The organism is Prolixibacteraceae bacterium (genome assembly GCA_019856515.1).
GTDB lineage: Bacteria > Bacteroidota > Bacteroidia > Bacteroidales > Prolixibacteraceae > Halosquirtibacter > Halosquirtibacter xylanolyticus.
In genome coordinates this window covers 2,701,900-2,724,642 of record CP082230.1, presented here as the reverse complement: position 1 = coordinate 2,724,642, position 22,743 = coordinate 2,701,900, and the positions used below count along the sequence as shown (strand labels likewise).

Here is a 22,743-nt window from a genome sequence, read left to right as displayed (position 1 = left end):
AGGAAAATGTACTACCTTTGCATCGCAAATTAATTAGTTTATTATTATTAAGCATTTTTCATTATGCCAGTTAAAATTCGTTTAGCACGACACGGTCGTAAAAGAAATGCCTATTACTACATTGTTGTAGCTAATAGCAGGGCACCACGTGATGGTAAGTACATTGAAAGAATTGGATCATATAATCCAAACACTAATCCTGCTACCATCGAGCTTGATTTTGACAAAGCTCTAAACTGGATGCTAAAAGGAGCTCAACCAACTGACACTGCAAGATCAATCCTTTCTGAAGAGGGAGTTCTTTTCAAGAAACACGTTCTTGGTGGTGTGAAAAAAGGAGCATTTGATGAAGCAGCAGCAGAAGCAAAATTTGAAGCTTGGAAATTAGCTAAAACAGCTAAGCAACAAGCAGGCAAAGATGCTCTTACTGCAGCTAAAGATTCAGTGAAAGCTGAAAAACTAGCTAAAGAAGCTGAAATCAAAGAAGCTCGCACACAAGAGTTGGCGAAGAGAAAAGCAGATGCTGCTGCTGAAGCTGCTGCTGCTGCGCAAGCAGAGGCTGCACCTGAAGCTGAAGCGAACGCAGATACTGCAGAAGCTTAATTTATCGACTAGATCTACATCTGCATCGACAGATGTCTTTCAGATAAATTATTTAAAGTATAAAAGGCGATGGAATTCCATCGCCTTTTTTATTTTTGTATAAATCATTATTTTTTATCCACTGTTTCAACGGAATTAATACAGAGATATGTGTCGTGATATAGATATAGCAGAATGCACCTCTATTGGGTTCATACTAAAGACCCATGGTTTACAAGGTGAAGTTGTCGTAAAATTTAGTCCATCTTATGGAGATACTCTTGATGAAGTAGACTTTCTCTTCTTAGAGATTGAAGGGGGATTGGTTCCTTTTATGGTTGAAGAGGATACCTTAAGATATAGAACAAGTGAGACGGCTAACATCGCCTTCCAAACTTATGATGACGTCGATGCTGTCGATCCTTATGTTGGTTGTAAGATATATGTCTTCAATGAGGATTTAATTATCGATGAAGAGGTTTTGGACTACTCTATCTTAGAAGGGTATGATGTAGAAGATGCTGACAAGGGAGACCTTGGAGAGGTAATCCGAGTGGATGACTTTTCTGGTAATATCATCCTTGTTATTGAGATAGATGGTGATGAGAACATGATTCCATTCAACACGGAGATGGTAAAAAATATTATGCATGAACAAAGGAAGATTTTAGTCGATCTGCCAGAGGGATTGCTTGAATTAAATGAATAGCAATAAACCACATTACATCATGAGACTATTTATTACATCATTGCTTGTTATGCTATTAGGAGTAGCACAAGCACAGAAAATAGAGAAAAGAGAGCTTGAACCTTTCTCTGAAATTACATTAAAGATTGAAGCGCAACTTCATTTTGTACAAGATGATGTGCAATCAGTAGAGATTAAAGTTGCCAAATCAAGCACCATGTCAAAGGTGATAACGGAAGTCAAAGACCGTAGCTTGATCGTAAAGTATTCTAATAATGACAGATGGCTTAAAGATTGGGAACCTGGCTTGGTTGAAATCTATGTCACAGGTCCTAATATCGAATCTTTAAACGTAGATGGTTCAGGTTCAATAAAAGTAGAAGATGAATTAGACTCGCGTATTGTTGACCTTAATCTTAATGGAAGTGGAGACATCACTATCGATTATCTTAAGACAGAGAAGATGGATGTCACTGTAAAGGGATCGGGATCGATTAAAGTCAACCACTGTACAGAGGTAAAAGATTTTAAAGCATTCATATCGGGATCAGGAGATTTCTTTGGTCTTGCAATACCAACAAAGAAAGCTAACATTAAAATCTCTGGATCAGGAGTTTGTGAGATTACCTGTGATGGTAAGATCGATGCAAAGATCGTTGGTTCAGGTAAAGTATTATATAAAGGAAACCCTGATATCGACACCAAAATAATTGGTAAAGGTAAGGTTACCATTAAGAAGTAGAATAGTACCAACTAAATCATGAAATGAGTTATATTTTTGCCTTTTATACTGTTTATCCTTAGTTGAGACAATAACCACAGGAAAAGCTACACATCCATTTTTGTGTACCGTGTATAAACAAAATATATTCACAATGGACCCTATAGTTCATTTCATAATTCAATTGAAAATAAGGCATCCATAGGATGCCTTATTTTTATTTTCTTAGAATTTCGATCTGTCCACCAGCACCTAACAATATGATTGAGGATGACTGCTTCTTCTCGGTGTCATCTTGTCGATATTGAACTACATAGTCCACACCACTCTTTATCTCATCTGATATTTCATCAAAATTAGCAGGAGTTGGTTCTCCCGAAATATTGGCAGAAGTAGACACTAAAGGCTTACGCATGCGTCTAATCAAATCACTAGTAAATTTTTCTGATGTGATCCTTATTCCTACTGTTTTCTCTTCAGGGATAAGATTGGCAGCCAAATTCTTCGCATTAGGATATATGATTGTCAATGGTTTATCTGACACTTCAATCAACTCCCATGCTACCTCAGGCATCTGATCAACATATCGATCAATAAGACCTGGATTTTCCATTAAAACTAGCATACTCTTGGAGTCGGCGCGCTTCTTCAACTCATAAATCTTTCGAACGGCTTCTTCGTTAGTTGCATCACACCCAATTCCCCAAACCGTATCTGTAGGATAAAGAATGATTCCACCTGCCTTGATAACTTCAATGGCTTTATTGATATCCTCTCTTTCGTACCTCATTTGTAATAACTTTAATAACCAAACAAATATACAGAAATCGATGGTTAGTTCAGAATAAAACAAACGTTAAACATGATATAAAACCAATGTCTATCCTCCCCCTTTCGTCTATTTTTTGATATATTTGATAAAGACTATAACATAAGGAGGCCACAAACTAAGAAATGAAGCTTGGTTATCAACAGCTCCTTTAATACAGTTGCAAAACGATATATCTAAATGTATCTTCCTAACATAATGAGAGAGAAAAGTAGGGAAAAAAAGGTATATTTGTATAAATATAAAAAAGGCTATTTATGGGGATGAAATTTTTCCACTTGCCTCGTAATCGATCTTTTCATATTCCTTACCGTTTTCATGATCCAGAAAAAGAGGAAAGAAAAGAACGAGAGGGACGTTTAAAGAGAGAGTTGAAAATAGATGAATCGAATAATGATACTGTTCATACTAATCGTATTAAAGGATCTTTTCGTTCTGATTCAAAAATTCTTAGCAAAGGAGGATTTACTTTCGGCAGAAATGAGAAACGTAAATCCAATCAACGTGTTTTTATCATTATTCTTGTAATGTTAATCTTGATTTACTTGTTCTTTTTATAAAATTCAACGTGTTTACCGATGTCAGATATCATACACTTACTTCCTGATTCCGTTGCGAATCAAATAGCTGCTGGAGAGGTTGTCCAACGACCTGCGTCAGTAGTAAAAGAGATGGTTGAAAATGCAATTGATGCAGGTGCTACTAAGGTGACCATTAATCTTAAAGATGCAGGGCGTACTCTTATTCAGGTTATTGATAACGGAAAAGGGATGTCACCAACAGATGCTCGGATTAGTTTTGAGCGTCATGCAACTTCTAAGATACAGAAAGCTGAAGATCTTTTTGCTATTCGAAGTATGGGGTTCAGAGGTGAGGCTTTGGCATCTATTGCAGCAGTATCTGAGATTGAATTAAAGACACGAAAAGAGGAAGATCAGATTGGAACACACATCCAAATAAGTGCATCTGAGGTGAGTTCACAAGAGGAGGTAGTTTGTGAACGTGGATGTAATTTCACCATTAAGAACCTATTCTACAATATTCCAGCAAGAAGAAAGTTTCTTAAGTCGGATCGTGCCGAGTTAAAACATATCATGGTGGAGGTACAACGTATCGCTTTATCTCATCATGATGTATCTTTTAGACTGTATCATAATGATTCGATCATTTATGATCTACCGATGTCTAACCTTCGTAAAAGAATTGTCAATCTTTTAGGAAAGAATATCAATCAAAACCTTATTCCTGTAGAGGTAGAGACCTCTATTATCAAAATAACAGGATATATTGGCCAACCTAAGTTTGCACGAAAAACTTCTGGGGATCAATTCTTTTTTGTGAACCAACGCTATATGAGACACCCTTATTTTCATAAGGCTATAACCAATGCTTATGAAAATATCATTGCGAGTGATACTATTCCTGCGTATTTTCTCTTCTTTGAAGTTGACCCTCAAAATATTGATGTAAATATTCATCCAACAAAGACTGAAATTAAGTTTGAGGATGAGAAATCGGCATGGCATATTATTCATGCAGCAGTGAGAGAGAGTTTAGGAAAATTCAATATTGTACCATCCATTGAGTTTGACCAATCTGGGGCAATAGATATTCCAGCACTGTTAGAACAAGAACAGGAGGATATGGCTACACCTGCAATTGAGGTGGATCAAGCCTATAATCCGTTTGACATCTCTCGTAGTGTTGAGAATAATTTTCGACCAACAAATCAAGTCAATAATGCCCAACGTTTTAATAACAATCGGAGTAATTGGAATGAATTGTATAATGGCGTTGAAACAGAGAAGGTCAATCAAGAGATTCAGGCCAACCTTGAAGCTTTTGAAATGGATATTCCCGATGCTGAACAAAATGAACCCTTCTTTAACCAACAAGGTGATGCAGTTCAACAAACATTGGATATTGAAGAGGATACTAAATTAGGTAGATTTCTACATCTTAAGAACAAATATATACTTACACCTGTTAAATCAGGATTGATGGTTATTGACCAACGTAAAGCGCACCAACGTATTCTGTACGAAGGCTTTTTGCAACTGGTAGAGACTCAGCAGACCGTTAGTCAACAACAACTCTTTCCACATACTATTGAGCTAGGCTTAATGGATGGAGAGGTACTCAAGTCAATACTAGATGAGTTAAATAAATTTGGTTTTGACATACAACAAGCAAATGATCATGGCTTTATAATCAATGGGATACCAAGCATCTTAGGCAAGATAAACCCTGTGGGATTGCTTGAAAGAATTATAGAAGAGGTCAAAGGTCGACCTTTTGATATCAAAGAAGAGATCAATAATTATGTTGCTAAGATCTTGGCCAAGACATCGTGTATTCATAATAATAAAGCGATGAAAGACCCTGAAGTTGAACAACTCTTTAATGATCTATTCTGTTGCAGTCATCCAACAATCTCCCCATGGGGAGATCCTGTTCTTAAGATCATGGCACTGGATGATTTAGATAAATTTTTGAAGTAACCAGAAAATAATCTCAAGTGAACTATCAACGTATATTACCTAATACCCCTCCTGCTGTAAAAGGATTACTTCTTGCAAATGTTATCATGTTTGCCCTCTCCTATATATTTGGAGATGTATTCATGAAACTATTTGCACTGTATATCCCTGCTTCAGAGTATTTCTTTCCACATCAGTTTATTACACATCTTTTCATGCATGGAAGTATATCTCATATCTTCTTTAACATGTTTGCATTATGGATGTTTGGTAAGATACTAGAACAAGTATGGGGTTCAAAAAGATTCCTTGTATACTATTTTGTTACTGGACTAGGTGCTGCACTTCTACATACATTAGTTAACTACTATGAATTACATTCATTAAATGTAGCTGGACAAGCATTACTCAACACCCCAACGCCACAGTTATTTGAAAGTTTTGTTCATAAGTATATACAATACCCATCTAAAGGATTAACTGAGCTAGTTTATGAGTTTGCCAACAATCCTGACTCAGAGACAATAAAGGCAACTCTACCAGACATAGTTCACAGAATATCTGAAATAAAGATTAATATCCCAACAGTAGGTGCTTCAGGTGCAGTATATGGAGTTCTTTTGGCTTTTGGTATGCTATTTCCAAATACTGAGTTGATGCTTATCTTCCCACCCATACCAATTAAAGCAAAATATATGGTTATTGGGTATGCAGTGTTAGAGTTAGTACTAGGTGTTTCGCAGCCAGGAAGTAATATTGCACATTTTGCACATCTTGGTGGCATGCTTTTTGGATGGATTCTTATTAAATATTGGAGTAATAATCGAAATAACTTTTATTGATTATGATGAGCTTATTTAATGAGCTTCGCAACGCTTATAAAAATGGTGGTTACTTAACAAGATTGATCTATATCAATGTAATCATCTTTTTCCTGATTCGAGGAATTGATGTCATTCTATTTCTGATGGGGCTTCCTATGGGCACAATCCTAAACTATCTAGCACTTCCTAATGACTTAGGACTTTTGCTATATAGACCATGGACTCTAGTCACCTATATGTTCGTCCATTATAGCTTCTTTCATATCCTATCAAATCTTCTTTTTCTCTATTGGTTTGGTAGAATATTCTTGCAATACCTAAATCAAAAGAAGTTATTATCAACATATATCATCGGAGGTATTTGTGGTGGATTATTGTATCTCATCGCATTCAATTCGTTAGGAGTATTTAGCCAAAGTAATTCTATACTCTTAGGTGCTTCGGCAGCGGTATTTGCCATCGTTGTGGCAACAGCAGTATATGCTCCTAACTATCAATTGTATTTGATGTTTATAGGTCCTGTAAGGATCAAGTATATTGCTCTGTTTTATATTGCACTATCCACTATTTTGATCACATCAAACAATGCAGGTGGAAATATCGCACATCTTGGAGGTGCACTTTGGGGGTATCTATTCATACACTTTTTAAAGAAAGGGAAAGATATCGGCAGCTGGATTTACCCTATTCTTGATAAGATTATTCATATTTTTAGTAGTTCATCTAAAAATATGAAAGTAAAATATAGACGTTCAGCATCTGATATGGACGATCAACAATATAACATAAACAAAAAGAGCAAGGAGAAAGAGACCAATCGTATTCTTGATAAGATTGCAAAGTCAGGGTATGATAGTTTAACACAAGAAGAGAAAAATCATCTTTTTAAAATGGGCAAGAAATGAAAAAGAAGAGAGGAATTATTTCTTTCATCGGGGTTGTCGTAGCTATTCTAACAATTGTGTCAAGTTTAAGTTATCATATTCCCCCAGATTTATTGAGTATCTCTGGATTCTTTAGCCTACTATTCCCACTATTTTTTTTACTAAATGTTATACTATTTATCTTTTTCTACTCTAGACTGAAGAAGAGATACTCAATTATTGCAATACTAATCTCTATACCTCTTTTAAATAACTTTCTAAGTTTCGATGCATCAAGAGAAGTATTTGGTGAATCTGATCCATTTAAAGTAATTAGTTACAACATTAAATCTCATAGATTAATTTCGCCTAATAAGATAATAAACAAAGATATTGGTAAGCTGATACAGACGAATAGTCCTGATGTTGTTTGTTTACAAGAAGTCAATATCTCTGGGCTGGTAAATAATAAACAATTGATCATTGGAGGAAAGAGTTATTATATCTATCATTCAGGTAAATCAAATGTCATTCTTTCTAGATATAGGTATATACACAAAGAAGGCATCGATATTGGCGACACAAATAATAGTGTCATCTATGCAGATATTGAAATTAATAACTCTAGGATTAGAGTGTACAACTGCCATCTACAATCTTTTAGGATTAATCCTTCAGAGTATAAGTTATACGATACACTGCGTTTTAAAACAGAGAAGCAGCGTATGATTAAGGGGAAGGAGTTCCTTAAGAAGATGAATGCAGGATTTAAAGTGAGAGCAAAACAAGCCCGAATAGTGAAGGAACACGTCTCGGCATGCCCTAGTGCTGTACTTGTTTGTGGCGATTTTAATTCAACACCCTCATCTTATACTTACCATATTCTAAAAAAAGGATTAGAAGACTCCTTTGTAGAAAGAGGATATGGTTATGGTGCAAGCTATCGACGAAATTTAGTTGGTGTAAGGATTGACTATCTTTTGCATTCCGATGATATCTCCACTAATAGCTATAAGACCTTCACTGAGAGCAACTCTGACCATGTCCCCATAATGGCTACTTATCACATAAAATAAGAGGAGATATACAATATCTCCTCTTATCGATTGTTTATAGCGAATTAAGTTGCTATATGCTCCGTAAATGTAAAAGTATATTACAATAAAGAGTCAAGTTTACTAGCCAAAATAGTCTTAGGAACAGCACCAACTTGCTTGTCTACTACTTCGCCACCTTTAAAGAAAAGGATTGTAGGAATATTACGAATTCCATACTTAGCAGCAGTACCTTGGTTGTTGTCCACGTCCATTTTTGTAACAACAACTTTTCCTTCATACTCTTTAGCCAACTCTTCAACAACAGGAGTTAACATACGACAAGGTCCACACCATTCTGCCCAAAAGTCCACAAGAACAGGCTGTTCAGACTGAATAACTACTTCGTCGAAATTCGCATCAGTTACTTCAATAGCCATGATAATATAATGTTTTAAGTTTTAAAAATTCTATTCTTTTATCTACTTGTTCAAATTTACAAATTAATTTAGTTTAAACGTAATCTCTTCATATTTTTGTAAAAATGAAAGGAAACTGTCAGACAAAAATACACGTTTATTTCTAGATATCAGTGAAATCTTCTGTTTTTTACTCTTGTTCACAAAAGATAACGTTAAGAGTGTCTGACCATTATTTTGATCCACAATATCTTGAAATGCATTATTAAAGTCTTGATCAATCAGATCGCTAGGGATTTCAACATCAAGACTTTTAACCTTTTCTCTTAAATTTGATAAGAATTCAACGAATGTAACATTAAATTCTAGCTCTCCTGGTCTAAACATGCTCTGTTCAACACGCCCTTTAACAAGTAATAGTGATCCAATTTTACAAAATTTTGAGTAATTCTCATGATTTTTCCCAAAGAAAAAGAACCTAAAGTTTCCTGAGAAATCCTCAAATGTCATATTTGAGAATGGTTTTCCCGTTTTAGTCATAGCCTCTTTTGCATCAGTCACCATCCCTGCAATAGCCACTTCTTTACCTACCAACTTATCAAGATTTGATAAGTCACTTACTTTAAATTGCTTTGATGCAAAGTGGTCTATCTCAAACCGATAATCATCTAAAGGATGCGAGGATAAGTAAATACCAATTAACTCTTTTTCTCTCTCAAGAAGTTCCATTTTTGGCCACTCTTCTGCAATTGGAACATTAGGTTTTTTCACTTCAATCGGCGCCAAATCTCCAAATAAAGAACCCATTCCATTACCTTGTTGATCAGACTGAATCTTATTCCCATAAGCGATCAAATCCTCAACAAATGTAGTGCTCGTTCTGGTTGGTTCAAAAAATTGAGCTCTATTAATCTCTTCAAATAGATCAAATCCACCAGACACTGCCAATCCTTCGATATTTTTCTTATTGACTGTTTTTAAAGGGATACGCTCAACAAAATCAAAGATATCATTAAATATGCCATTATTATCTCGCTCTTCAATAATTGCATCCACAGCACCTTCTCCAACTCCTTTTACTCCAGCTAAACCATAACGTATTACTCCTTCTTTATTTACAGTAAACTTTCGATATGATTCATTCACATCTGGACCTTTAACATCAAGTTCCATATGCCTACACTCTTCCATAAAATTGGAGAGCTTATCTATATTACTTAGGTTCCGACTCAATACAGCTGCCATAAATTCAGCAGGGTAATGTGCCTTTAAATAACCGGTCTGGTAAGCAATATAAGCATAACAAACAGAGTGTGATTTATTAAAAGCATAAGATGCAAAAGCTTCCCAATCACTCCAAATCTTTCCAATAAGTCGATCTGGATCTTTTTGGTCGACCTCACAGCCAGTCATAAAATCAACATTATTCTTACACCCCTCAATAAATTTTGCTTTAAGCTCTTCCATCAACCTCATATTCTTCTTTCCCATTGCTTTACGCAATGTATCAGATTGACCTCGAGTGAAATTTCCAAGAGCACGAGATTGAAGCATCACTTGCTCCTGAAAAACGGTAATACCATAAGTGTTTTTCAAATAAGGCTCCATCATAGGATGATCATATATGATATCAGAAACACCATGTTTACGATTAATGAAGTCTGGGATATATTCCATTGGTCCTGGTCGATACAATGCATTCATAGCAACCAAATCTTCGAATCTATTGGGTTGCAACATACGAAGATACTTTTTCATACCTGGGGACTCAAACTGGAATATTGCAGTTGTATCTCCGCGGCTAAAGAGTTTATATGTCTCTTGGTCATCCATAGGTATTCCATCGATATCAATATCAATACCTTTCGACAACTTAATATTATCTAGCGATTCTTTGATAATAGACAAAGTCTTTAAACCTAAGAAGTCCATCTTTAGAAGCCCAATATCTTCAACAAAACGTCCATCATATTGGGTAGTCAATAGCGCCTCTCCTTTGGTTGGCATTACTGGAATATTCTGAGACAAAGTATCACGCCCAATAAGAACACCACAGGCATGTACTCCTGTTTGTCTTACACATCCCTCTAGAGATTCGGCAAGTGAAATTGTTTTTGAAACAAGTTGGTCTGTCCCTCGTTTTTCTTTTTCTAAATCAGGATTCTCAGCGTAAGCCTTTTTTAGCGTCATTTTAGGAGCTTCAGGCACCATCTTAGCCAATCTATTAGCTTCGGATAATGGTAGCTTTAGAACCCTTGCAACATCCTTTAATGCCATCTTTGCAGCCATTGTTCCAAAAGTGCAAATATGTGCCACCTTATCATGTCCATACTTCTCCGTTACCCAATCCAATACCATTTGACGACCATCATCATCAAAATCAATATCAATATCAGGCATCGATATACGATCTGGATTTAGGAAACGTTCGAAAAGAAGATCATACTTAATCGGATCGACATTAGTAATTCCAATTGCATAAGCAACAGCAGATCCTGCTGCAGATCCACGACCTGGGCCAACAATTACCCCCATATCTCTAGCTGCACATATAAAATCTTGTACAATTAAGAAATAACCAGGGAATCCCATGGATTTAATCGTCTCAAGTTCAAAATCAATACGTTCCTTTTTATCCTCTGTGAAGTTGTCTGGAAACCGATCTTTCACCCCTTCATATACCAAGTGAGCTAGATAGTCCGACTCTAACTTTACACGCAAGGCTCCTTCGTATCCTCCCATTCGATCTAGTGACCCTTTAAACTCACTTTCAAGATCTTTTTGGTTATATTTTTCTTTATACTGCTCAAAAGTTGCAAAACCAAGAGGAATAGGGAACTCTGGCATAATTGGAGCAGAGTTCAGTTCATAATATTCGATTTTATCCGCAATATTATCCGTCTCAGAAACTACATGGGGAATGTCTGAGAACAACTCATACATTTCATCTGATGTTTTAAACCACTCCTGTCTTGTATAACGCATTCTATTGGGGTCATCATAATCTTTTCCTGTATTCAAACAGATTAGAATATCATGAGCCTCTGCATCTTCTTTATTCACAAAGTGAACATCATTTGCTGCAATGACCTTTACTCCATGCTTTTCACCAAGCTCTAGAATCTTTTGGTTAACCAATACTTGGTTTTCATAGATATTAGTTCTAAGACGAGGATCCTGACATGGATGACGTTGAAGTTCAAGGTAATAATCTTCACCAAAGACACTCTTGAACCACTGAATCGTTTCATCAGCCTTCTCCATTTCACCTTTCATAATCCACTGAGGAATCTCACCACCTAAACATGCAGAAGTGACGATAATTCCCTCGCGATATTTCTCAAGAAGATCTTTGTCAATTCGAGGACGATAATACATCCCATCGGTATTTGCAACAGAGATTAGATGTAACAAGTTCTTATACCCTTGTTCATTCTTTGCTAACAGGATTAAGTGATGACCAGAACGGTCAACCTTCTCTTTTTTTGTAGATAAATTTCTTTTTGCAACATAGGTTTCACAACCTAAAATTGGCTTTATATCATTGGCTTTACATGCAGCATGAAACTCTTTTATTCCAAACATCGTTCCATGATCGGTCAAAGCAACAGCTTTCATTCCATTCTCTTTTGCCTTTGAGACCAAAGCCTTAACCCCTGCAGCTCCATCTAAAATAGAATACTGAGAGTGAACATGTAAATGCGTAAATGGTGTCATAATGTTTTTGTCATATTATCTCAGGTTAAATGATAAAAGACTCCATTTATAATAAACTAGTGTCCTTTCAAATTCATTAACTTGAGATAGAGTTTAATTCCTCGTTTAATTCTTCTAGTCGCTTCATATATTTACCAAAAAGCAGGTTAAACAACCAAACATAAATTCTACGTACTAAAAAGAATATAGAAACAAAAATAACAATTGAAGTAATAATATAGATCAAAAGGAATAGATTATCTCCATTATTAACTTTTAAAACAATATTCGAGGTGATTCCTTCATATAATGAATAAATTGTACCCAATGCTCCACTGACTAACAATGAAGAGATACAGAAGAAGTAGTTGCGACGAAATCGCTTAAGAACAGATAAAAATTTCGTTATAGAATCCTTTACTTGCGTAGAGGGAAGGTTATGCCAGTCAATTTTGTTAACCTTATACACGAAGAACAAAAGGGCTATAGAGCACCATGCAGCAAGGCCATAATCAACCATAGACAACCACAATGGCAAACTTCTATTTAAAAAATCAGCAATAAAATAGTCCAAACAAAATTGAAGAACCCAAAAAAACATGATTAACATGTAGGCAACTCGAATACTAGTCTCAATTTTAGCAAACTGAGTTGCACCCTTTGAGTGAATCATGTCCTCTAATTCCTTTACAGAGACACTTTCGCAACACTCCTCTTTCTCCGTAAGGGCTTTCCAATTATTTTTTAAATCTTCTAATTCCATTTATTCAGCGATACTAACTTGGGTTCATTATTTTTCTTAGTTTATCCTTAATTCTCGACATTTTCACCCGAACATTATTCTGAGTGATCCCCATTATTTCAGAGATTTCATCATACTTTTTCTCTTCAAGGTACAATAATATAATGGACTTTTCAATGGAAGATAATGTCCCGATAGCACGATGAAGAAACTCGACTCTCGCTTCAAACTCTTCATCTCTTCCATCATCTGTTACATGAAACACCTCATTTTCTATACTTTGTGTTGAAATATTACGTTTCTCTTTCTTAAAATAGGTGATTGCAGTATTAAATGCAACGCGATACATCCATGTACTAAACTTAGCTTCTCCTTTAAAAGAAGGATAAGCTCTCCAAAGCTGCACGAGAATCTCTTGAAACAGATCTTTCCTTGCCTCTGAATCAACACAATACACACTACAAACTTTATGAATGATCTTTTGATGTTCCGATATTTTATCTAAAAATTCTTGTTTCAAAATAAGCTTTTTACAATTAAGAATCAATGAGCTAATTCCATATCAGAGATGAAATCTGATAAAAATATATAAATTTTACACATATAGGTAAATATCACCCAAGCTTAACATTCTATAACCATATATTGTTAAATAATACGTCATATCTAAGTAGTTTATAGATTAAATATTTTACACAAAACATTGTATACAACACTCTTGTTTAAAAGGTATAATTTATACGCAAAGACATCATGAAATATATTTTTATCCTATCCTTCATTATGCTATTCTATTCATGTAATCGCGAGGTTGAACCACGTATTGATAAAATACACCCCTTTCCATCTAAATACATAACAGAAAGGAATGTTGATATTTGGTTGCCGTCAAACTACACTAAGAATAAAAAATACCAAGTATTGTATATGCATGATGGACAAATGTTATTCGATAGTACTACAACATGGAACCACCAAGCATGGATGGCAAATAGCATACTACAGGATTTAATTACAAAGCAAAAAGTCCCTGAAACAATTATTGTTGGAATATGGAATATACAAGACCATAGAACTTCTGATTATTGGCCTGCAAAACCATTCTACAATTTACCTAAACATCTTCAAGATAGTTTAATCAAAGAACGACTGCTACGTACTCCTGATTCTGACAACTATCTAAAATTTATTATTAACGAACTTAAGCCTTATGTTGACAGAACATATTCGACATATACCCAACAAGAGCACACCTTCATTGCAGGATCATCAATGGGAGGATTGATTTCGATGTATGCCATATGTGAGTACCCTAACATCTTCGCTGGAGCTGCATGTCTTTCAACTCATTGGATTGGCAGCTATGAAGAGAATAAAACCATCTCCAACTCATTCATTGACTATGTTAATAAAAACATACCCTCCTACAAGAATCATAAATTCTATTTCGATCATGGAACAAAGACATTGGATCAATACTATGGAGATTCCCAACTAAAAATAAATGATATTTTTAAGAAACATGGGTATACAAAATCCAACTATATGAGTAAGATATTTGTTGGAGACAAACACGAAGAGAGGTTTTGGTCGGAAAGACTGCATATCCCTTTTACATTTATCTTGAACAATTAACTTTCGCCTAATTTACACTTAAAATTTAAACATAGAATTCAATACTTTAAAGATCTTTTTATATGAAAAACATTTTAATCATTGGCTGTGGACCAGGCCTCGGATTATCATTAGCTAAAACCTTTGGAATGAATGGTAATCACATATCATTAATCAGTAGAAATATTAATAAACTGAACGGTTACAAAGAGTATTTAAAGAAAAATAATATTCCAGTTATTGTTCAAAATGCTGATGTCGAAAACCTCGAAGATCTTAAAAATGCATTAAATAAGATTCGAGAAAAAATATCTCATTTTGATGTAGTGATTTATAATGCAGCCTCATTGAGATTAAAGGATGTATTGGAAGATACTCCGGAACAGATGCTGAAAGATTATAAGATAAATACGCTACATGCACTAGAGGTTGTAAAATATTTATACACAGAACTAAAAGCCAACAAAGGCACTGTTCTTTTAACGGGAGGAGGTTTTGCGTTACATCCGAATCCACGCTTCGGTTCCCTCTCCATGGGGAAAGCAGCATTACGAAATTTATCACACCAACTATACAAAAAGTTACGCCGCGACAAAATATTTGTAGGTACAGTAACCATTACAGACTTTATTAATAAAGAGAGTGATAAATACTCGCCAGATAAAATTGCGGAGCAATTCTACACTCTTTATCTCAATAAAGATCAGAATGAAATTATATACTAAATGATCAAAACCGACACCCAATATATATCTGTTTCATTAAGTATTTCTCTGACATTTCATTATGTGAATTACCGAACTCCAACTTGAGACCAATAGGAATAGTAATACAATCTGAGATCTTCCACCCCAGGCTAAGATCCTGCGAATACACCCAATCCGTAAGGCCATGAAAGACAAATTCATTTTTATCGTAATTATAATAGGCATTCCACTCAGGTTCACTTGAAAAATTCCACAAACTCAAATTACACTGAAAACGAAGATCTATCGTATTCCACTCTCTCCTCACTAGACATAAAATATTTTGTCCAAAAACCCAAAAATTCATTTTTTGAGAAAATGCATCATCCCCTCCGTTAAAAACAGAGGCTCTAACTTTTTGATAGAAACCTGATCCAACATATACTTGTAAACTTGCCTCTTTTTTAGTTAACCTAAATCCCCAGGCCTCATTAGCCTGAAAACGAAGATATTTAAGTTCACTATATGGATTAATTGTATTATTATGAAACGAATGAATCATCCTCCCACCGACATATTCAAGTTCATAGAGTTGATACCATTTATCTGAAAATATATGTCCCCCTATAGTGGTCGAAAATAATTCATCATGAAATGAATAAGACGATATTTTTTGGTCTTTAAGATTTATATGATTCACTCCAAGATTGACATAAAGCTCCACTTTCTTCTTCCCTGAAGAGACATAAGAAACTCCCAAAAATAGAAGTAGTAATATAATTCTAATTCTTATTCGCATGGTTTATGGCTTTAATCAATGCAGGGTCTTCAAAAGAAGACAAACTAACATTCTTCATCTTTATATCTGGTGAAATCCCGACCCCTTCATAACTTATGCCATTTGGTAAACGAACATCACTTACAGGGATTCGCACGTACCATCCATTGACTAATTCTCGATACATCGATGGTGAAAATATACCAAAAGTTCTTGTTCCTATCGTAGTTACCTGAGAAAGTCGCTTCATTGCCACAACAAATATTTCAGCCGCACTTGCGGTCAATCGATTCATGAGTACAGTACAATTGCCATCATAAACAAAATTTGATGAAGTCGATACAACAAAACTATTCTTAATCACCTTTAAATCCATTCTATTATCATTATATCGGACTTTTTCTATCATGTACTCACCAGACGTCAATGTAAAATAACCCGCAAGATATTCAGACCATGGAGAATAACCACCTCTATTATTTCTCACATCAATAATAATAGAAGAAGTACTCCGAAGAAGGTTCATGGCCTTATCCACTTCTGATTTGAATTGTCCAAACGATTGCAACTCATTGTCTGGCATAAAAGCCTTTACCCTTAAATACCCAATTAGACCAGAACCGACAGTGAGCTCAGGTTTAACAAATCCATATTCAATAAATTCCATTTTAGAATCTAAAATATCGACCTCATTTGTATAATATCTTTCTGAAACTAAATACGAATCATCAAAACCAACTCTTTTGGGTTGATACGAAATAAGGTACTCTTTGGTTTGTGCAATGTAAGAATGTCCATCTTTCAACTCTTTTTGCTCAATCTCGGTCAATATTTGATACAGAATCTCGTCATTAGTCTGCTTATCAATTCGACTTCTATACTTTTCGTAAACGGCGTCCCAGTCGAGAGATTTCACAAAGAAATTAGCATAATACAAGTCGTATGATCGCCAAAAATCGTTATAAACTTCAACCGCATTATACACCCGATCATGATCATCTGAGATGGAACTACATGAAGAGAGTAGGATTATATTTAAAACCAAGAAACAATAACCGATTCTATTCATACAGTTCAACATTTGACCATTAATATTTACACTAAAATAATAAAGTTAGGATAAAACATAACACTCAGTTTATCCTAGCTTTATTACAGTTGTTCTTTCAACAAATAAATTACTCCAACATCTTCGTGAAAGTAGGAGAAAGTTCTTTATACCATCCGACGGTTGCCTTATTTAGATCCCAATCGTTCTCCCCCATCTTTTTTACTAATAGATTGAACTGTTTCTCACTAAAAGTATACGATTTAAAAAACTTAAATAATTTAGGGTGCCCTTTTTCCCAAGATCTAGTACAGTATTTTACTAAATCATAATCCGTTTCAAAAGCATGATATGGATCGTCCAACATTTTTAGATATTCCTTATTTAGCATAGGGTGAGGAAACCAACCAGTCAAACAAAAAGGTACTCGATCCATATACCTTTTATCGAATAGTTGGAATAGTTCAGTCTCCGAAACATGTATTAACTCTGCAGTTAAATCATATCTTTTATGTGCCTCATTCAATCCAGAAAATGCTTCTGTTCCTTGCCCCACAGAATAGATCTTATTACCAATCTCTTTTTGCATATCTTTTAACTCCTCAATGGATTGAATATTCATATAATTAGGAACCACAAGACCTAACTTTCCTCCTTGATAGATATCCCCCAATACAGTTAGTTTTTCTGTACCATCAACGTGAATATCTTTCGCCATCCATTTTTCAAGAAAAACATCTGCCTTTCCTGCATTAAGAGCTGATAAACCATTCTTTACAAGGATTGTCTTTACACGATATCCTTTAGACTCTAGTAAATATTTAGCAAATAAAGTAAAAGCTTTATTCTCGCTCCAATCTTCATAAGCAATTACCACATCTGGTTCTCCTGTCGTTTTCGCTTTCTTGGCAGTTTTGTTGCAAGAAAAAAACAATATTGGAACAAACATTAAAAGTAAAAATTTAAACTTCATAGTAAAGATGATAATAAATTAATAATTCATTTAACAACCATTACTATCTAAGAGGTAATCAAATATAACCATTACAGAAAACATTTACTACATCAAAAATACTTTTTTATCCTGTGAGCTATAAAACAATAATATTGTTAACATCTAAATATCTACGACCATACTCACAATATCTAAATGTGTTAAAAACCCAATATATGGACCTAAAACATCCACACCAACGCTATAGCTTCAATTGTAAATAGTCTTTCACCTATCGAATTTATAATTTACCACGAATCTTATCCAACATGACACACAAACACAAACCTCCCAATATATGGAAACAAAACAGTAATACACGATTATTAATTCTTGAAGTATTACTACATCATTGTCAATTTGACAACCATATAATGGATAAAAAAATTGGACGATATCATTAATGATATATTGAGGAAATTAAAAATTATAAGCTTTTTAACACCTAACATAATATACAGCACACCACTTTCAAAATAGGAATACAGACTCTAATATCTAAGAGAATATTTAGTTCTATGACAACACTCATCTTTTAAATTATTAAAATTCTATTACTTGCGCGTCACTTTCTCTCAAAAACCATGAACGAAAGAACTATATAAACTAATAAAATTTAAGACCTATGGACACAATAAACCTAGTAGAATGGGCTGGATATTTAGCTTCAGTGATTGTCGCTATTTCACTTACCATGACATCTATGATTAAACTTAGATGGTTTAATATGGTTGGTTCCCTTATATTCACCATTTATGGATTTATGATTGAAGCATATCCAATCGCTCTAGTAAATGCATTCATTGTTGGAGTAAACATTGTATTCCTTTTTAAAATGTACACAAAAGATGACTATTTCACGACACTTGAAGTAGACAGAAATGATCCCTACTTTAAGGGATGTCTTAAGTTCTATAGAGAACAACTTCTAAAAGAATACCCCGAAATAGACACCCCCTTAAAAGATGAATCTATCGTACTTATTCTAAGAGATATGTCAGTTGCTGGATTCTGTATTGGAAATATTGAAGGAGACACATTAGACTTGAAATTAGATTATGCCACTCCCGCATATAGAGACTTTAAAACAGGTAAATATCTATTTGGAAATAAAGACTCTGTGTACAAAAACAAAGGTATTAAAACGGTAAAAGCAGTACCTCCAGCGGAACATTATCATAAGTATTATAAATCTGTAGGTTTTAAGGAAGAAGAGGTTAACGGCAAAGTGTGTTTTATCAAATCAATTTAGCCGAGTGAAACAAATGAGAGGTTCAAGAAAGAACCTCTCATTTGACTCTATTCAAAATCAAAAGTTACCTCTTTAAAGTTCATGTCCACACCTCCTACAACATACGAAGAGATCTCTGTCTCTTGAGGCAATACCTCAACATGATCATTGCGCAACCAATTTTTCATCCATTTTAACGGATTCTTTGTCTCACCATAGATAGGCTGTAGACCAATTGCATGCAACCTACGATCTGCCATATAATGCATATATTGAACTAAGAGCTCTTTGTTTAAACCAATCACAGTCTTTCCTTTAAAAAGATGTTCAGCCCACTCAATTTCTTGCGCTATTGCACTACGATACATTTCGTATACTTCATGATCAAGAGAATGAACGATATCACTAAAACCTTCCTCTTCTTTCTCCCTTAAGTCCATTATAATTCGTTGCGTTAATGCCAAATGTTCATTTTCATCACGAGCAATAAGCTTTAATATCTTAGCATTCCCTTCCATCTTCTGATGCTCAGCAAAAGAAAAAGAACAAGCAAAAGACACATAGAATCGAATGCCTTCCAATATATTAACCGAAACTAATGCAAGGTATAACTCACGCTTCAATCTCTCATCCGATACCTTCAATCCCCCCTCATCGACACTCTCTGCATGATAAAGAGCCAGTGATTCATAAAACTGGTTATAGTAGTTCGTAACATCCTCAGCTCTTACCTTGATCATCTCATTTATCATGATCTCATCAAACACCTCAGAAGGAGCATCATATAAGTTTTTAATTATATAAGAGTAACTCATCGAATGGATATTCTCGAAAAAGCCCCAAACATTTATCGCCTCCTCTAACTCAGGAATTGTAACGACTTGACCAAAAGTAAGTATAGGGGAACGACCTTGAACGCTATCTAATAATATTTGGTACTTTATATTCTCCGTAAATATAAATGATTCATGTTCTGTGAGTTTCTGAAAATCACTACTATCGCGTAGTAGAGAAACCTCTTCTGGTCGCCAAAAGTAACTCATCATTCGTTGTGTTATTTGGTCATAATAAGGATACTTCTGTACATCATAACGCTGCAGATTACGCCCCTCTCCAAAAAACATCTTCGTTGTAGTAAAATCAATCGATTCGCTATCATAAAGCGAACACTTTATTCTATTCTTCTCCATCTCTTTCATTATTACAATGCAACATTTGATGGAAGTTATACTTCACAAGCTCCACCAGAACAAGAACTCTCTACCTTCTCCATTTCATTACCAGAACCGTCATGAGTATTTAAATAATAGAGTGTTTTTAATCCATACTTATAGGCTGTCAACTCATCTTCTATTAACTCTCTAATCGGCACTCTTTCATTCTCATACAACGATAAATCATAATACATGTTGGTACTAATACTTTGATCAATAAACTTCTGAATTACTGCAATAAGTTTGATATACGAAGCATTCGAGATTCCCCAAGCAAGGGAATAACTAGAGTAATATTTCTCAATATCAGGCAATAGCTGTACCAAAGGACCATGCTTACTTAATTTAGTAGTCATATGCATCCTCGGAGGGTCTACACCTGCGGTGGAATTAGAGACTATCGAGCTAGATGCTGCTGGTGGAATAGCACTTAAAGTCGTATTACGCATCCCATATCTTTTAACCTCTTCCCTCAGTTTACTCCAATCACACTTCAAGCCCTCTTCATGCAGCTGATCCACGGTACGACAGTAACTATCTATTGGAAATACTCCCGAGAAATACATCGTTTCATGAAACCCTTCTGCCATCCCTTTCTCTTTGGCTAATAACATAGAAGATCTAATCAACCCATATTGAAACCTCTCCATATATTCGTGAACAAGATCTCTTGCTTTTTTCTTATCATATTCCACTCCTTGCTTTGCTAAGAAATGGAATAGATCAGAAATCCCAATTCCTAAGCTACGTCTTTTCTGAGTCACCCTAGCCGCTGACAACAATGGATACTCTTGATAATCTATAAGATTATCAAGAAATCTTACCAGTAGTCGTGTTAAGTCATCTAGTTCTTCTATAAAGTCAATCTTGCCCAAATTGATATTACTCAAGATACACATCGCAATCTCACCGTTCGTATCATCAACCGACTGAATGGGGGAGGTTGGAAGGGTTATTTCTTGACAAAGATTACTCATATATATTGGTTTCGAAAAAGAACTATGACTGTTTACATGATCTGCATTCAATATATATATCCGACCTGTCTCAAAACGCTCTTGTATTATCGCAACATACAACTCCCTCGCAGACACCTCTCTTTTACGAATGTCCAACCTAGCTTCAAAAGCTTCATATACATCTCTAAAATGATCCACATCTTTACCATACATCGACTGATAAAGAGGTGCACACTCTTCCATTGAAAATAGAGTTATCATTTGATCTTCTCTAACTCTCTCTCTAAACACTTTGTGTAATGCAATAGAGAAATCCATTCGCCTCACCCTATTCTCCTCATTCCCTTTATTATTCTTTAAGCGAATAAACTGTTCTATTTCCCAATGAAAGAATGGAACGGTGGCTGTAGATCCGCCTCCACGGATAGAGTTTTGAGTAAAGCTTTTGGTCGTAGATTCATATATCTTCATAAATGGAATCAACCCTGTATGAACCACTGATCCATCTCTTATTTTAGCATCTTTTCCTCGAATCCGTCCAAAGTTAAGGCCAATACCAGCACGCTGTGCAGTATAATATCCTACAGCACTATTAGAAGCCAAAATAGAGTCTGTTGTATCTCCAACATCGATCAAACAACATGAACTAAATTGACGTAATGGAGTTCTTACTCCTGAAATAATCGGTGTCGGTAATGAGACTTTAAACTGTGATAAGGCATCATAAAAAGAGAAAATTAGCCCTTTTCTTATTTCTCTCTTTTCTTTCATGAACATGAACATCCCAATAAGCATAAAAGCCTCTTGAGGTGTCTCATAAAGTGTTTTATGAATTCGATCTTGAACCAGATATTTATCTACCATTTGCCGTAGCCCAGCATAGGTAAACGACAGGTTGTTTTCATGATTAATATATGCATTAATCTCCTCCCACGAAGCCTCATCATACATTTCCATCAGTGCATTATCATATACCCCAATCGAAACATTACGTGAGTAGAGCGTTTTCAATGTACAAGGAGTTTCACCACCATGGACTTCTTGCATCACAATTCTCAATAGTAATCTTGAAGCATGATATTGCATCGCCGGTTTATCAATATCAATAGTATCCGCTATGATACGAATCAAAATATCTAGCACTTGATTCTCCGAAATACAATTAAAAAGTTGTTGTTCTAAACGAGATCTTATTTCATATAATGTCTCATCATCTATATAACCATTTGAAAGAATTATATCTTTCCAAACACACCACTCATAGTCAGTAATTTCTCCCGAAAAACGAACGATCTTCACATCCATCATAAACAATAATAATAAGTTCCTTATTCAATTGGC

Annotated in this window: 21 protein-coding genes; 11 read left to right on the top strand and 10 right to left on the bottom strand. The window is 35.0% G+C overall.

Going from position 1 to position 22,743, the window contains the following annotated elements; translation table 11 throughout:
- Positions 1-63: 63 nt before the first annotated feature.
- The 3 genes from K5X82_09780 to K5X82_09770 all read left to right on the top strand — a co-directional run bounded on the left by K5X82_09780 (position 64) and on the right by K5X82_09770 (position 2,012).
- Positions 64-603 (top strand): 30S ribosomal protein S16, encoded by a 540-nt coding sequence (locus K5X82_09780; protein QZT35613.1) that lies wholly within the window; start codon positions 64-66, stop codon positions 601-603.
- Between the two features lie 148 nt (positions 604-751).
- Complete coding sequence (rimM, locus tag K5X82_09775) at positions 752-1,291, top strand: ribosome maturation factor RimM (GenBank protein QZT35612.1); 540 nt, start codon at positions 752-754, stop codon at positions 1,289-1,291.
- A 19-nt stretch (positions 1,292-1,310) separates the two neighbouring features.
- Positions 1,311-2,012 (top strand): DUF2807 domain-containing protein, encoded by a 702-nt coding sequence (locus tag K5X82_09770; protein QZT35611.1) that lies wholly within the window; start codon positions 1,311-1,313, stop codon positions 2,010-2,012.
- Between the two features lie 196 nt (positions 2,013-2,208).
- Here K5X82_09770 and K5X82_09765 read toward each other — a convergent pair whose 3' ends face one another.
- Positions 2,209-2,781 carry a threonylcarbamoyl-AMP synthase gene (locus K5X82_09765; GenBank protein QZT35610.1) on the bottom strand — a complete coding sequence of 191 codons (573 nt, stop codon included), beginning with the start codon at positions 2,779-2,781 and terminating at the stop codon, positions 2,209-2,211.
- A gap of 296 nt (positions 2,782-3,077) precedes the next feature.
- On the opposite strand from K5X82_09765, the gene K5X82_09760 reads away from it, so the two are divergent.
- From K5X82_09760 to K5X82_09740, 5 genes are read left to right on the top strand one after another with little or no spacing between them, the layout of a single operon-like run.
- Positions 3,078-3,380: a hypothetical protein gene (locus tag K5X82_09760; protein QZT35609.1), complete on the top strand. Its 303-nt coding sequence runs from the start codon at positions 3,078-3,080 to the stop codon at positions 3,378-3,380.
- 18 nt (positions 3,381-3,398) lie between these two features.
- Positions 3,399-5,321, top strand: coding sequence for a DNA mismatch repair endonuclease MutL (gene mutL / locus K5X82_09755; GenBank protein ID QZT35608.1), 1,923 nt, complete (start codon positions 3,399-3,401; stop codon positions 5,319-5,321).
- Positions 5,322-5,338: 17 nt separating this feature from the next.
- Entirely contained in the window at positions 5,339-6,142 is an 804-nt protein-coding gene (locus K5X82_09750) for a rhomboid family intramembrane serine protease (protein ID QZT35607.1), read from the top strand.
- Between the two features lie 2 nt (positions 6,143-6,144).
- The gene (locus tag K5X82_09745; GenBank protein ID QZT35606.1) at positions 6,145-7,029 is read left to right on the top strand and encodes a rhomboid family intramembrane serine protease; all 885 of its coding nucleotides are present in this window, start codon (positions 6,145-6,147) and stop codon (positions 7,027-7,029) included.
- A complete protein-coding gene (locus K5X82_09740) occupies positions 7,026-8,063 on the top strand; it encodes an endonuclease/exonuclease/phosphatase family protein (protein QZT35605.1) in 1,038 nt (345 codons plus the stop codon). The genes K5X82_09745 and K5X82_09740 overlap by 4 nt, the downstream gene beginning before the upstream one ends.
- Before the next feature lie 80 nt (positions 8,064-8,143).
- Here the strand turns inward: K5X82_09740 and trxA are convergent, their stop codons facing one another.
- The 4 genes from trxA to K5X82_09720 form a co-directional block, all read right to left on the bottom strand.
- The gene (gene trxA / locus K5X82_09735) at positions 8,144-8,461 is read right to left on the bottom strand and encodes a thioredoxin (GenBank protein ID QZT35604.1); all 318 of its coding nucleotides are present in this window, start codon (positions 8,459-8,461) and stop codon (positions 8,144-8,146) included.
- A gap of 63 nt (positions 8,462-8,524) precedes the next feature.
- A complete protein-coding gene (gene dnaE, locus K5X82_09730; protein QZT35603.1) occupies positions 8,525-12,157 on the bottom strand; it encodes a DNA polymerase III subunit alpha in 3,633 nt (1,210 codons plus the stop codon).
- Between the two features lie 76 nt (positions 12,158-12,233).
- Complete coding sequence (locus tag K5X82_09725) at positions 12,234-12,899, bottom strand: hypothetical protein (protein ID QZT35602.1); 666 nt, start codon at positions 12,897-12,899, stop codon at positions 12,234-12,236.
- A 13-nt stretch (positions 12,900-12,912) separates the two neighbouring features.
- Positions 12,913-13,398, bottom strand: a complete 486-nt coding sequence (locus K5X82_09720) for an RNA polymerase sigma factor (protein QZT35601.1) — start codon at positions 13,396-13,398, stop codon at positions 12,913-12,915.
- A 233-nt stretch (positions 13,399-13,631) separates the two neighbouring features.
- On the opposite strand from K5X82_09720, the gene K5X82_09715 reads away from it, so the two are divergent.
- Both K5X82_09715 and K5X82_09710 read left to right on the top strand, forming a co-directional pair.
- Entirely contained in the window at positions 13,632-14,513 is an 882-nt protein-coding gene (locus K5X82_09715) for a hypothetical protein (protein ID QZT35600.1), read from the top strand.
- 62 nt (positions 14,514-14,575) lie between these two features.
- Positions 14,576-15,217: an SDR family NAD(P)-dependent oxidoreductase gene (locus K5X82_09710; GenBank protein ID QZT35599.1), complete on the top strand. Its 642-nt coding sequence runs from the start codon at positions 14,576-14,578 to the stop codon at positions 15,215-15,217.
- A gap of 4 nt (positions 15,218-15,221) precedes the next feature.
- Here the strand turns inward: K5X82_09710 and K5X82_09705 are convergent, their stop codons facing one another.
- The 3 genes from K5X82_09705 to K5X82_09695 all read right to left on the bottom strand — a co-directional run bounded on the left by K5X82_09705 (position 15,222) and on the right by K5X82_09695 (position 17,977).
- Entirely contained in the window at positions 15,222-15,977 is a 756-nt protein-coding gene (locus tag K5X82_09705; protein QZT35598.1) for a hypothetical protein, read from the bottom strand.
- Positions 15,961-17,025 (bottom strand): S41 family peptidase, encoded by a 1,065-nt coding sequence (locus K5X82_09700; GenBank protein ID QZT35597.1) that lies wholly within the window; start codon positions 17,023-17,025, stop codon positions 15,961-15,963. Before K5X82_09700 ends, K5X82_09705 begins: the two co-directional genes overlap by 17 nt.
- Before the next feature lie 109 nt (positions 17,026-17,134).
- The gene (locus K5X82_09695) at positions 17,135-17,977 is read right to left on the bottom strand and encodes a hypothetical protein (GenBank protein ID QZT35596.1); all 843 of its coding nucleotides are present in this window, start codon (positions 17,975-17,977) and stop codon (positions 17,135-17,137) included.
- Between the two features lie 646 nt (positions 17,978-18,623).
- Here K5X82_09695 and K5X82_09690 point away from each other — a divergent pair.
- The gene (locus K5X82_09690; GenBank protein QZT35595.1) at positions 18,624-19,250 is read left to right on the top strand and encodes a hypothetical protein; all 627 of its coding nucleotides are present in this window, start codon (positions 18,624-18,626) and stop codon (positions 19,248-19,250) included.
- 47 nt (positions 19,251-19,297) lie between these two features.
- Here K5X82_09690 and nrdB read toward each other — a convergent pair whose 3' ends face one another.
- Together nrdB and K5X82_09680 are read right to left on the bottom strand one after the other, a co-directional pair.
- Positions 19,298-20,419: a ribonucleotide-diphosphate reductase subunit beta gene (gene nrdB / locus K5X82_09685; protein ID QZT35594.1), complete on the bottom strand. Its 1,122-nt coding sequence runs from the start codon at positions 20,417-20,419 to the stop codon at positions 19,298-19,300.
- A gap of 35 nt (positions 20,420-20,454) precedes the next feature.
- Positions 20,455-22,710: a ribonucleoside-diphosphate reductase subunit alpha gene (locus K5X82_09680; GenBank protein QZT35593.1), complete on the bottom strand. Its 2,256-nt coding sequence runs from the start codon at positions 22,708-22,710 to the stop codon at positions 20,455-20,457.
- Positions 22,711-22,743: the final 33 nt, after the last annotated feature.